General features: G+C 29.2%; 11 protein-coding genes. 7 read left to right on the top strand and 4 right to left on the bottom strand.

All coding sequences use genetic code 11. The annotated features are described in order from the left end of the window. The first annotated feature begins 59 nt into the window (after positions 1-59). Positions 60-968 carry a multicopper oxidase family protein gene (locus tag BS62_RS07025; RefSeq protein WP_496490549.1) on the top strand — a complete coding sequence of 303 codons (909 nt, stop codon included), beginning with the start codon at positions 60-62 and terminating at the stop codon, positions 966-968. Between the two features lie 352 nt (positions 969-1,320). Here BS62_RS07025 and BS62_RS07020 read toward each other — a convergent pair whose 3' ends face one another. Both BS62_RS07020 and BS62_RS07015 read right to left on the bottom strand, forming a co-directional pair. Next, the gene (locus BS62_RS07020) at positions 1,321-2,073 is read right to left on the bottom strand and encodes a creatininase (RefSeq protein ID WP_496490548.1); all 753 of its coding nucleotides are present in this window, start codon (positions 2,071-2,073) and stop codon (positions 1,321-1,323) included. Positions 2,074-2,445: 372 nt separating this feature from the next. Further along, positions 2,446-2,574, bottom strand: coding sequence for a hypothetical protein (locus BS62_RS07015; protein WP_496490547.1), 129 nt, complete (start codon positions 2,572-2,574; stop codon positions 2,446-2,448). 217 nt (positions 2,575-2,791) lie between these two features. Between BS62_RS07015 and BS62_RS07010 the strand changes: the two genes are divergently transcribed. From BS62_RS07010 to BS62_RS06990, 5 genes are all read left to right on the top strand, one after another. Then, positions 2,792-3,442 (top strand): L-fuculose-phosphate aldolase, encoded by a 651-nt coding sequence (locus tag BS62_RS07010; RefSeq protein ID WP_496490546.1) that lies wholly within the window; start codon positions 2,792-2,794, stop codon positions 3,440-3,442. A 28-nt stretch (positions 3,443-3,470) separates the two neighbouring features. After that, positions 3,471-4,784: a Na+/H+ antiporter NhaC family protein gene (locus BS62_RS07005; RefSeq protein WP_496490545.1), complete on the top strand. Its 1,314-nt coding sequence runs from the start codon at positions 3,471-3,473 to the stop codon at positions 4,782-4,784. A gap of 72 nt (positions 4,785-4,856) precedes the next feature. After that, on the top strand, positions 4,857-5,909 hold the full coding sequence (locus tag BS62_RS07000) for an S-methyl-5-thioribose-1-phosphate isomerase (protein WP_496490544.1): 1,053 nt from the start codon (positions 4,857-4,859) through the stop codon (positions 5,907-5,909). A gap of 19 nt (positions 5,910-5,928) precedes the next feature. Beyond that, complete coding sequence (gene mtnK, locus BS62_RS06995) at positions 5,929-7,161, top strand: S-methyl-5-thioribose kinase (RefSeq protein ID WP_496490543.1); 1,233 nt, start codon at positions 5,929-5,931, stop codon at positions 7,159-7,161. Between the two features lies 1 nt (position 7,162). After that, positions 7,163-8,329: an iron-containing alcohol dehydrogenase gene (locus BS62_RS06990; RefSeq protein ID WP_496490542.1), complete on the top strand. Its 1,167-nt coding sequence runs from the start codon at positions 7,163-7,165 to the stop codon at positions 8,327-8,329. A gap of 108 nt (positions 8,330-8,437) precedes the next feature. Here BS62_RS06990 and BS62_RS06985 read toward each other — a convergent pair whose 3' ends face one another. Then, positions 8,438-8,986 carry a hypothetical protein gene (locus tag BS62_RS06985; RefSeq protein ID WP_496490541.1) on the bottom strand — a complete coding sequence of 183 codons (549 nt, stop codon included), beginning with the start codon at positions 8,984-8,986 and terminating at the stop codon, positions 8,438-8,440. A gap of 733 nt (positions 8,987-9,719) precedes the next feature. Here BS62_RS06985 and BS62_RS06980 point away from each other — a divergent pair. Then, positions 9,720-10,196: a hypothetical protein gene (locus BS62_RS06980; RefSeq protein WP_496490540.1), complete on the top strand. Its 477-nt coding sequence runs from the start codon at positions 9,720-9,722 to the stop codon at positions 10,194-10,196. Positions 10,197-11,059: 863 nt separating this feature from the next. On the opposite strand, the gene BS62_RS06975 is transcribed toward BS62_RS06980, so the two are convergent. Next, positions 11,060-13,858 (bottom strand): tetratricopeptide repeat protein, encoded by a 2,799-nt coding sequence (locus tag BS62_RS06975; protein WP_496490539.1) that lies wholly within the window; start codon positions 13,856-13,858, stop codon positions 11,060-11,062. Positions 13,859-14,091 lie beyond the last annotated feature (233 nt).

The raw sequence follows: 14,091 nt of genomic DNA, 5'->3' as shown, positions 1-14,091 counted from the left end.
GATTTACATATCATATAATAGATTTTAAAATTCAACAATTTATAAGAAGGTGTTTTTTTATGCTTGTTACCCCTGATATACCATCTCTAAAATATACTATCAATAATGGTATAAAATATTTTGAACTAGTAGCACAACCAGTAAATCAAGAAATCCTTCCTGGAGTTTTTATAAAAGGTTGGGGTTATAACGGAAGTATACCCGGCCCAACAATACAAGTATATCCTGGTGATTATGTTAATATAAGGGTATATAATCATCTTCCTGAAGCTACAAGTATTCACTGGCATGGACTTAATGTTCCTAATGTAATGGATGGTGTCCCAGATGTGGAACCTTCACCTAGAATTGAACCAGGTCATTATTTTGATTATCACTTTAGAATAACTAATGCACCTGGAACCCATATGTATCATTCTCATGTTAATGTAGCAAAGCAAGATATGCTAGGGTTACTAGGTGGCTTTATAATTCTAGATCCACATGAAAGAAGTGCTAATAAGGATTATTTACTTCTAATGCAGGAATGGAGTCTCGTTGGTTTAAAAAAAGGAGAAAAAGTAGAACCTGGTCAATATGATCTCAATCCCTTTACAATGGATTTTAATATGTTTACTATAAATGGTAAGAGTTTTCCCTCTACAAAACCTCTGCCTATTGAATATGGTGATATTGTACGACTAAGATTTGGAGCTATACAAGTAGACCATCATCCTATGCACCTTCATGGACATCAATTTTGGTTAGAAAAATCCGATGGTAATCCTATTTCTCCTAATAATAGATTATTGAAAAATACAGTTTTAGTAGCTACCGGTGAAACATGGGATGTACTATTTAAAGCAGAAAATCCAGGAATTTGGCCTATTCATTGCCATATCTCACATCATATGTCTAATAACCTTACTGATGGAGCAGGTGGCATGTTTACTACTCTAGTATATGAGCAAGATAAACATAAAAAATAATTTGTTTTTTTGTATTTATAGATGTACTATATTAATGATTTCTCATGATTATCATTTTATAGTTAACTGTGCTGATTATGTTTTACCTATTGAAGATAAGACAGTTAGGAAAATGAGCATGCGTAAATTTAGAAAGATGATTTATGCTAATCATTTTGACAAAGACTAATAAATAACCCCCTTAGAATTGACAGATTTGTCAATTTTAAGGGGGTTATTTGTAAATTAAAATCTATAGCTCACTAAATTATACAAGTGCTAGCTCCGTTATTTATGATACGGTTCTCCGTTACTGCCTCAAAGGAGCACGAAATATAATAGGTCTATAATTACTTTATAATTTAAATTCAATTTACATCCCAAATTCCTTATTAAATATTTTTACCATTCCTTCTAAAGCTTCTTCTACTATTAAGTCACCTTTTTCTTTAGAACTAGTTTTACCTATTGATAAAAGTCCTGACTTTGGTACTAAATCAGTTGGTATTGGATACACTTGATAAGTCGGAACTTCTTCTATTTTTTCATCTATTAATCTATCCATATGAACAGTTTCTGGATCAAACTTTAGCATTAAAGATGTTTCTGTAATAGCAGCATGTTCTAGCGCCCATCCTGGGAATTCAACTTCATCAAATACTTTATCAATAGTTTTTTGAGTTATTAAGTCCCACCAACTCATCATTACAATTTTTGTTCCTTCTGGCATAATTCTACTTACTAAGTCTATTGCTTCTAATAAGAATGCTTGATTTTCAAAGTGAGAATTTATTAAAACTATCTTCTTAACACCATCTCTTATCAGTTCTTCTATAATATCTTTTACTAATGCTATTAGTGTTGCTCCATTTAAATCTATTGTACCTGGGAATAATGGTCCTCCTCCAGATGCTGGCTGAGATTTATATCCATAGTTTATAGACGGCATTACTATACCATTTACTCTATCTGCTAGAAGCTTAGAAAATCCTTCTGATATTATTGTATCTGTATAAAGTGGTAAGTGTGGCCCATGTTGCTCTACAGATCCTATCGGTAATATTACTACATCTTTATCTTTTCTTTCATTAAACTCATACCATGTCATACTTTTCATTAAAGTCATTTATATTCCTCCTCAGCAATTTATTATTTATCATCTTTTTCCAGCTACTAAATTAATATTTCTAAAACTATTAAGGCTTAATAAATCATGACAGCTTATCATAAACCGCAAGTTTCCTTTCCAAAATAAAGTTATCCTTATAATTATAACATATAAGAATTCCTCTATCTTGGATATTTTATCTTAAAAATAAGTTATCTGTCTCAACTTGTTCTGGTATATTTTTGAATAAAACTCCTCCATCTCTAACTGAATAGATAACTGACACTCTATAACATTTATATAATGGCTATCATTGGTTCGATGTATTTTAAAGACCCACCCTGGTGCGCATTGTTAAGAGGCATGGTGGGTGTTGTTATACATCTTATATCATATTTTATTTATATGTTCTCTTAACTTATCTAAACGTCTAATCTCGTTATTAAATCTAATATTATTCTTATTGCTTACCTGTACAAAATCATTTCCTATTTTAAACTCTCCATCTTCCTTTTTCAAAGATATACCTTTGCTCTTACTTGCTTATCTAAGTGTTTTATATGTTTAAAAAAGTAACTTATCTGCTAGTTTGTATTAATATTACTACATATTATTTTAGTATATTTATACAATTTTCATCATACTTTAATAATGACATTATAGTTAAAAAATACACAATATTTAGTTACTGACATAATAGTATTAAATCATATTTATTAAGAAAGGAGGGATACATTTGATATTCAAAGAAGAAAGAGAACTCCTTGTCCAGTATGGCAAAAAGTTAATTGAAAGTAACTTGACCACAGGAACTGGAGGAAATATCAGTGTTTTTATGAGAGATGAAAATCTAATGGCTATAACTCCAAGTGGTATTGATTATTTTAAGACTAAACCAGAAGATATACTAATTATGGATCTTAATGGAAATGTAGTTGATGGAAAACAAAAACCATCTAGCGAATATTCAATGCACAAAGTCTTTTATGAAAAAAGAAGTGATATTAACTCAGTAGTTCATGTCCACTCCAAATACTCAACTACTCTATCTTGTATGAACTGGGAGTTACCTGCTGTTCATTACTTAGTTGCAGTATCTGGTGGAAATAACGTGAGATGTGCAGAATATGCAACATTTGGAACCCAAGAACTTGCCGAAAATGCATTTGAAGCAATGAAAGATAGGTATGGTGTCTTTCTAGCTAATCATGGATTATTAACAGGTGCTAAGGATTTACCTAATGCTTTTAACAAAGCTGAAGAAATTGAGTTTTGTGCAGAAATATACTGTAGAGCAAAAGCTTTAGGAGAACCTAAAATACTTTCAGACAAAGAAATGGAAAAAATGCTAGGATTGTTTCAAAGTTATGGGCAAGTAAAAGAATAAAATTATTTATATAATTGGGGGTAATGTAATGAGTAAACTAGATCAAACTAAAAAAAGTAGTTTCATAGGATTATTACCTTTAGTGTTTTTCTTAGTATTGTTTATGGGAACTGGAATTATAACAGGCGACTTTAGTAGTATGCCACTATTATTAGCATTTATTTTTTCTTCTGCTTTTGCCTTATTGTTAGATAGAAAAGGAACAAAAACATCATTAAATGATAAAATAGATATATTTTGTAAAGCTAGTGGAGAATCAACACTTATGCTAATGGTTGTTATTTTCATATTAGCAGGTGCATTTTACTCAATTGCTGATTCAATGGGTGCTGTGACTTCAATGGTTAATTTAGGATTAAGTATATTACCGGCAAATATGATATTACCAGGACTATTTATAGTTGGAAGTATTTTATCATTTGCTATGGGTACTTCAATGGGAACTGTTACTGCTCTTGCTCCTATAGGGGTTGGTATAGCAACACAAACGGGTCTTAGTATGCCTTTAGTTTTAGGAACAGTAGTAGGTAGTGCTATGTTTGGAGATAACCTATCCTTTATTTCAGATACAACAATAGCAGCTACAAGAACTCAAGGTGTAGAATTAAAAGATAAATTCAAAGTAAACGGTTTAATTATTTTACCTGCTTTTATACTTACACTAGTATTCTTGGCATTCCAATCTGGTGGAAATGCTCAACTTGGAACTTATGAATATTCATTAATAAGAATACTTCCATATATAGCAATTATAGTTAGTGCATTAATAGGCTTAAACGTTATGTTAGTTTTAGGAATAGGTATCGGCTCTGGTGCAGTAATAGGTCTTTTTATGGGTGACTTTAATATGGTTGGACTTTTTAAAGTATTACAAACAGGAATGGGTTGGATGGAAGACTTAGCTATAATTGCCATAGTTGTAGGTGGATTAGTTGGACTTATGAATTACTATGGCGGTATCGATTATTTATTGGAAACAGTTACATCTAAAGTAAAAAGTAAAAAAGGTGCTCTACTTAGTATAGCTGCCCTAGTAAGTTTAATAGATATAGCTACAACTAACAATACAATATCTATAATTACAGCTGGACCACTAGCAAAGGATATGTCTGAAGAATATGATATAGATCCAAGAAGAACAGCAAGTATTCTTGATATATTCTCTTCTGCTTTTCAAGGTCTAATCCCATATGGTGGGCAATTATTATTAGCTGCAGGAATGGCTAAAATATCTCCTGTTGAAATAGTACCATTTTCAGTATACTCGATTTTGATGTTTGTTTTTGGAGTATTAGCAATTGTATTTAACTTCCCTAAATTAAAAGCAAAAGCAACTAAATAGATATAAATACTATAGAGCTAGAGATCATGTATGTCTAGCTCTATCTTGATAAATAAGAAAGGTGGGAGAAAAATGAATAGAGTTGATGAAGGCTTAGCATTTATGCTTAGATATGAAAATGTAGCTTGGTATGATAATGGTACAGTAAGAATACTAGATAGAAGAATATATCCTACAGAAGTTAAATTTGTTACATGTAATAACCACATAGAAGTTGCTCAGGCTATTACAGATATGGTAACTCAAAGTGCTGGCCCTTATACTGCAGCAGGTATGGGTATGGCTTTGGCAGCTTATGAATGTAGGAATTTATCTTATAAAGAGCAAATTGACTATTTAAAAAATGCAGCATATACCTTGGCAAATGCAAGACCTACAACAGCAAACAGAATGACACTAATAGTTAATGGTTGCTTAGAAGTTGCAAAATTAGCTTTAGAAAATAATAAAAAAGTTGATGAAGCAATTTTTGAACATACTGTAAATTCTATGAATAATCGCTACTCTAGAATGGGGGTTGTTGCAAAGTATTTAGTAGATATGTTCCCTCATAACGGAAACATTATGACTCAGTGCTTTGGTGAAACAATTGTAGGTATGATGTTAAAAGAAGCAAAAAATCAAAATAAAAATATTAAACTATTTTGTCCAGAAACAAGACCATATTTACAAGGTGCTAGACTTACTGCAAGTGTTGCATATGACCAAGGATTTGATGTTACTGTAATAACTGATAACATGCCAGCTTTTACTATGAAAAATAAAAATATAGATGTATTTACTTCAGCTGCTGACTCTATTTGCTTAGATGGTCATATTGTGAACAAAGTTGGAACACTTCAACTTGCAATTGTATCTAAATATTTTGAGGTACCTTACTTTGTAACAGGTATTCCAGATAAAGATTATACAAGTATTTCTCAAGTTACAATAGAGGAAAGAGATCCTAACCAAGTATTAGAGTTTAGAGGTATAAAAAATACATTAGATGGAGTTAAAGGATACTACCCTTCCTTTGATATTACTCCTCCTCATTTAGTAAGCGGTGTAGTAACAGACAAAGGAATATTTAGTCCTTATGATTTACATAGATATTTTGATTCGGCTGTAGAAAAGTTTTATTAGGTTTAAGGGGGGATATAACTTGTCTAAATTTAACTCACATTTCAAAATGGAAGAAGAGGATGCAATACTTTATGCAAAGGAAAAATTAATTATATTTAATGAAAATGCCAATTTGAAAGCCAAGGAAATTGGAGATGGAAATATAAATTATGTATTTAGAGTTTGGGATGTAGATACTAATGAATCAGTTGTAATAAAACAAGCTGATAAAGTTCTTAGAGCATCAGGGCGACCATTAGATGTTGATAGAAATAGAATAGAATCAGAGGTTTTAATGATGCAAGGGATATTAGCTCCTACTCTAGTTCCTAAAGTATACAAATACGACCCTGTAATGTGCGCTCTTTCAATGGAAGATATATCTGATCATGGTAATTTAAGAAAAGAGTTATTAAATAGAAATACTTTCCCATATCTTGCAGACCATATAACTACATTTATTGTAAACACTCTTCTACCAACTACAGACCTCGTTATGGATTCACACAAAAAGAAAGATAATGTTAAAAGATATATAAATAAAGATCTTTGTAAAATATCTGAAGATCTTGTTTTTACAGAGCCATATATAGATTATAAAGGTAGAAATATTGTATTACCAGAAAATATGGAGTTTGTAATAAATGAGCTATATGAAGACAAAGACTTAGTACTAGAGGCAGGAAAGCTTAAAAATAACTTTATGAACAATGCCCAAGCTCTAATTCACGGTGATTTACATTCTGGCTCTATTTTTGTAAAAAAAGATTCCACTAAAATATTAGATCCTGAGTTTGCATTTTATGGACCTATTGGATACGATTTAGGAAATGTAATAGGAAACTTATTTTTCTCATGGGCAAATGCTTATGTAACTGGGGATTCTAAAGACATAGAAGAATTTACAAGTTGGGTTGAAAAAGCTATAGAAGATACTATAGAAATGTTCAAAGATAAGTTTATAAAATTATATAAAGAAATAGTAACTGATGTAATGGCAAAAGAAGAATATTATATGAATTGGTATTTAGACTCTGTATTATCTGATACTGCAGGCTGTGCTGGCCTTGAAATTATTAGAAGGACTGTAGGAGATTCTAAGGTTATGGATATTACAAGTATTGATGATATAGAATCAAGAATTGCAGCTGAAAGAATTTTAATATTAAGTGCCAAAACATTTATAAAAAATAGAGATAAAATAAAAGATGGAAAAACATATGTAGATATATTCAAAGACAATTGTAATAAAGTTAAAACTCAGGGGGCTTAATATGAATAACTTTTATTATTATAATCCAACAAAATTATTATTTGGAAAAGACTCTGTTTCACAAATAAAAGATTATATCCCTAAAGATATAAATAAGGTACTTCTCCACTATGGAAAAGACAGTATTAAAAAATCTGGCTTATATAATGAAATAATAGAAATATTAAATAATAATAATAATATAGAAGTTGTTGAACTCTCTGGTGTAACTCCAAATCCAAAGCTAAGTTTAGTAAAAAAAGGTATAGAAATTTGCAAATATGAAAATATAGACTATATATTGGCAGTAGGTGGTGGAAGTGTTATAGATTCTGCTAAGGCAATAGCTGCTGGGGTATGTTATGAAAATGATGTTTGGGATTTATTCACTCAAGATATAGAACTTCAAAGAGCACTTCCTTTAGGTGTTATTCTTACCCTTCCGGCAACAGGAAGCGAAAGTAGTTCTGCTACAATAATTACAAATGAAGAAACGCTTCAAAAATTAGGTTTAGAACATGATCTTCTAAGACCTCAATTTGCAGTATTAAACCCAGAACTTACTTTAACACTACCTACTAAACAAACTTTTGCAGGTATAGTAGATATTTTATCTCACGTTATGGAAAGATACTTTACTAACACTAATAATGTAGAGCTTACTGATAATTTATGTGAAGGAACTATGAGAACTGTTATATCTAATGGATATAAGTTACTACAAAATCCTAATGACTATGAAGCAAGGGCTGAAATAATGTTAAGTGGAACTATTGCCCACTCTGGAATCTTAGGTCTTGGTAGAGAGGAAGACTGGGCTAGTCATAGAATAGGTCATGAAATAACAGCATTATATGGAACAACTCACGGAATAACTTTATCAATAGTTCTTCCATCATGGATGAGATACGTTTATATGGAAAATGTAGATAGATTTGCTAGATTTGCAAAAAATGTTTTTGATGTTGATGGCAAAGATAAAAATAGTGAAGAAATTGCATTACTTGGAATAGAAAAATTTGAAGAGTTTTTAAAAGATATTAATGTACCTACAAGTTTAAAAGATGAAAATATTCCTTATGATAATTTCGACCTTATGGCTGAAAAGTGCACTAGATCAGGCTCTGTTGGTAGGTTTGTAAAACTTTATAAAGAAGATGTTGTTAATATATTGGAAATGGCGAAATAATTATAAATTTTAAGGCTAGTGTTGTTAGCAACGCTAGCCATATTTATGTTTTTAAATATTCATTTACAACTTTAAATTCTATTTTATAAACTACTATAATCACTAATACTACTTTTCAGCTATTTCCTTGTTATAATCTATTCCTACCACAATATCTTTATTGTGGGTTACATTGTCTTCATTAAAACCATGAACTAATCCTAATACAAAATTGCCTTTACTAGAGGAATAAACAATATAAGTTTTACCTACTTCTTCGTCATATTTAACTCTTTCTTCTTTTATATCATCTGGCAATACTGAAGATGCAAGTTCCAAAGCTTTTTCATAAGACACTTCTGTTGGATTTTCCTCAGAGTAGTAAGTAAAATCTTCTAATATATGTCCATATGTTTTGTCATCATATCTAGGTATTTCACCTAAAAGAGTTGTACCTACAAAGCTATTTTCTGTCTCATATGTCTTCATATTACTCTCTTCTATTTCATAAGATAGTTCATTTTTATTTACCTCTTCATATCTTTGCTCAATTGTAATCTCAGTAGGTTCACTATTATTTTCTTCTGTGTTATTTGTGCTTTGGCATCCTGTTACTATAAATGATACTATTACTAAACTAGATAATATCATTTTAGATTTTATTTTTAACTTTATCATGCCCTCCCCCAATTATTTTATAGTTTTATACATCTGTGTTAATCTACGATTAAAAACATATTCTACGTTTAAAATTACATACAGAACTATAAATTTGTTTGTAAGTAAGATTCTATATTTTGTTATATTTCATCTGCTATTTCTTTTCTTACCTTACCGCAGCTTCCTTGAACTTGAAGAATGTATATTTAGTATTTTTAGAAACTGATAAAACTTAACATTGTTACTAACTTTGCTCATATAATTTCCCATATTCTCCTTCACAATTTTTAATATTAACTACAGTTCTAATATAATACTTTTTCAAACTATTTTCTATATAATCCATGTACATATTTTGGTACACCATTAAAAAAGCCTAGAGATAAAGCTTCCAGGTATATTATATTTATGTTTAATAGAAAAACTGATATTTTTATAACATTATATTTTGTTTGTGTTTTTTCGTATTAAACCTTTTAAACGCTTTTTAAAAGTTAAAGGTATAAACATTGCATAATGTCTTCAAATCTCCTGTATAGAGTTACCGCTAAGCCATCTTGTACAAATACTCATTAAAATTCAGTCTAACCTTAATATTCATAAATCCAGACTTTTTAGAAACGTTCTTTAATTTAAAATTACAAATAAAAATAAATCTTATTAATCTGATATTCTTTAAATAACACCGATATATACAATTTATGCAATTAAGTTGTATAATGTAAATACTACGTTATATGGAGGATATATCATGAGTTTAATAAGTTTATTTGGAGAAGAATTTAAATCAGAGGTTTTGTCTGATGATGAGAGATTACTAAATAAAATAAAGTACTTAGAACTAAGTCCAATCGATATTGAACATATAAGAAATTTACCTTTTGAAAAGCCTAACGGAAACTTTATAGATGCGAAGCAAAGCAATTTAAATCCTCAAATAATAGATATAAATGATATAAAGGGTACATTGAGGCATGCAGGTGATGCAACTAATTGGTATGAATATATGGATAAATATGTTAATAAGCTTACGACATATGAATCATATAGTAAAAATAAGATTAGTTTTCATAATAAGTTAATAGATCCAAAACAGTATGATTTTCCAACTCTTGTGAAAATAGAGAATAGTTACTATATAAAAGAGTCTGGGGATGGTAATCACAGAATCACAATAGCTAAATGCATAGGCGCATCTAAAGTAGCTGCTATAATATATGAGAAATAAAAAATATCCCTTAAACTAGGGGCTCTTTTTAGTTAGAATTTGAGTTAACCTATGCGAAGTATAAACCTGGCACTAAATTTAGTGCTAACAACACTACTTACTGTACTTTTCTTAAAGTTGAAACATTCACAAATACTAATATTGACTAATTTTATAAGCTTATGTATGTAATATATATGAATAGAGTATATTACAATAGCAGATAGCCACGCATAATGATATTTTAAAAATATAGTCCATAGAGCACATTACACATAGATTCACTCTAAACCTATTGGAAATACTATTTAAAAAATAACAATACATATCTTTAAAAGTTGTACTATTTTTTTAAAAAACGGTACCAAAATATAATGTTGTACATGAAATGCATCTAACACTATATACTAGTGCCCATTTAAAATTTCTATTTTTCTAACCTTTTATTTTTATCAATAGCATTAAACTTACAATATTCATTAGCTAGCTCTTCAATGGAGCAATTATCTTTTAAATCTATAGCGTCAGATTTTTTAAGTTTTTCATTTCTAGTTTTTAATGAAAAACTTTTACATGTTCACTGATACCTATATATAAATTTCCTTAATTTTTATAGACATCTATGCTATTGTATTTTTCTACCAACATTTGTAACTATATGGAAAATAAAACAAGCCAGATGAAGTAGTTTCACCTCATCTAGCCTTCTCATAACTATAATATATATTTAAAATTTTTTTACTACGGTTTCTTTTTTCTTTCTCAATCATTTTACTAATCCTAAGTATTGTTTTTTAATATTTATTAAAATTGTATCTTTCTTATTATTTCAAGATAAACTAAACTAAGTGAAGTATTTTCAACTTATCTAATTTGTTTTTAACTTAATTTTGATGCGCTTCTAGTATTATATCTATTGCTGATAATTTAGTTCCATCTTTTGTTGGTATAAAAGATACATCTCTATTACTAATATCATCTTCTAGCACATGAATAAAGCTTCTAAAATTTGATACATGAGCAAAAAATGTCTCTCCATTGCAATTATTATTTTTTATAATCGCAAACTTTCTAAAAGCATCCCATCTTATTATTTTTCCTGATATTCTATTTTCTTTATTATTTAGCAATAAATAATAAGATTCGTATCTCTCTATTAGATTTGAATTTTTTATGAACTTTGTAATTCTTTCTAAATCTTTATTCATAATCAATCTAGCTTCTTCTATATTATTGGTTTTTAAGTATATTCCTATTATTTCAAGAGATGCTTTTAGTACCATTTCATATTCCTTATATTTTTTGGAGTGTGTAGTTCGTATATCATTAAAGTATTTTAAGGACAATTCGTAATTTTTATCCCTTTTATATAAAAATCCTAGATTTAGAAGTATATCTTTATATAGAATACAACTCTTAGGGTCTTGATTGTCTAATTCTAATACACTTTCCATATTTTCAAGAGCTAATTTTAGTTTGTTTTCAGCTTCTTTAAAATTTCTATCGTCTATAAAGCTCTCAGACCACCTTTTCAAATTCTCTGCGATACAAGTTTTATTTATTATCATATGTTTAGTCTGTATTTGATAATCTTGGCAATTTAATGCTTTTAAATAAACTTCATGAGCTTCTTTGTACTCTCCTAGTCTAGTTAATGCTTGACCTAAAGAGTTTAATACAATATTGTCGTTAGGTGATAATTCATATGCCTTCTTATAATACTGATATGCTTCTTTTATCTTATTATTTTTTCTTTTTATATTCCCCCATACTAACCATATTTGAGTATCTTTTTCACTCAAATTAGATGCTTTACTCATTAAATTATCAGCTTCAACCCAATGTTCTTCGCTAGATTCTACAATTGCCCAATTTCTATAAATTGATGAAAATCTTGGAGCTATATCAACTGCCTTCTTAAAATCTTCTACTGCTTCTAGATAATTTCCGCCTTGGTACTTTTGATATGCAGTCTGGGCTAACATAGCTGCAACTTTTTCCTCCTCAGTAGTCGCTCCTAAGTTTGATAAACTAAATCTATATTGTTTAGTAGCTCTAATCGCTTCTTCCATAGTATTTTCTACTGTCATTACTCTCTCTTGTATTACTCTTTTAAGATTCGTATCTAAATCTAATTGAACTCTAACATATCCTCTTGTAAGAGGTAATAATGAATATGCTGTATTTATTTCTCTATTTTCTTTGTTCAATTTTTGTTCTGGTATAATTAACGATAACAATACTAGGTCACTTATCGAATCTTCAAATATAACTTCATCTATATTACAAATATATTTTATTATTCCTTTTGCTACCGAATCTTCAAAGAAACTTAATGTGCACAGTATAAGTTTAGCTTCCTCAGTAAGACCTTTATATATCTGCTCAAAACAGAACATAGATATATCACTAGTGCTCTCGTTTATATTGTCTATTATACCGTTTATATCTTTTCCAATAGCTACCTGACCTAATACCCATTTTATAGCTAACGGATAGCAATATACCTTATTTACATATTTTTTAATTGTATCATTATCTAGTGATCTGAGCCCCCTAATATTTTTATCTTCTGATATTCTTCTGAAAAGATGAATTGCTTCTTTTTCTTTTAACTCTTTTAATTCATATCTTCGTTCTACTTGCCCTAAACCCTTTCTACTTGTTATCAGTATAGTAGTATTTCTATGTGAATCTAATATAAAGTTTATTATTCTTTCATCAGTTATAGTTTCTAAATTATCTATCACTATTAATACCTTATCACAACAGTCAAATAAAGTGTTTATGTCTTCTTCCTTCTCAGCTATACTTTGATATTTACTGTTATCAAATTCCATAACATTTAGTATAGTATCTAGTAGTTCTTCATAGTTCTTTAAAGTAGGCTCTATATCTTCTATACCTAAGTATGTAAGTTTATTTTCTTTTGCACTTACCCAAATTACACTATCATACTTTATCAAGTCTCTATCTATTATTTCTCTAACTATACTAACAGCTAATGCCGATTTTCCTACACCACCAGCGCCAGATATAGTGACTACTCTATGTGTCCCATTTTGTAACATTTTTATTATTTTACTTTTGTCTTCTTCCCTACCTACAAATCCACCCTCATACTCATAGTCTGCTATCGGTAGATTATTCAGTATTTTTATATCTTCTTTCATATAATGCACAAATTCAACTGGTGTTTTCATGATTAACTCTTCTGGGTTTCTCTCTATCAAATCTATAAATTCAATATATTTCTTGTATTCGAATTTCATATTGATTGCTATTTTTTTACTTTCCTCGATTAAAGCCGTTAAGTCTAGTTTAGAAAAGTATCCTCTTATATGAGCTATCTTACATCTTAGTTCATATAAACTCTCCATTAAATATATAAAATCTTTTTGTGCTAATCTTTCCCTGTCAAAAAATATACTGTAATTATTTTTATATACTATAATTTCCTTTAAATGTATAAAGTCTATACTTTCGAGAATTTCACTTAAATCTGATATTTCTTCATTTCTTTTTTGAGACGATTCTAATACACCTTTAGGTATACATTCTGTGTAATCTCCAAAATTCATGTTAATTATAGTCTTACAATACTCCCTTAAAAATTTTTCAAACCTAGATATAATAGTATATCCATAATCTCTGAATTCAAATTTATCTTGTGTTGAACTCATTCTATTCCCCTCCTTTTTGTAAATACTAATCACTATTATATCAAAATATATGTCCTATTCCAAATATATACAATTTAATACATTAAACAAAAAAAACATATCTTTTTTAGATATGTTTTTTTATCTATTCAAACTTAGCCCCATTACTTATGATACGGTTCTCTGTATCAATACCAACCGATTTTATTCCATTTATTACCATAAATACCTATTGCCCATTCTCTTGAATCTGC

The organism is Sporacetigenium mesophilum DSM 16796, from assembly GCF_059569055.1.
This window is presented reverse-complemented; position numbering and strand designations above follow the sequence as displayed.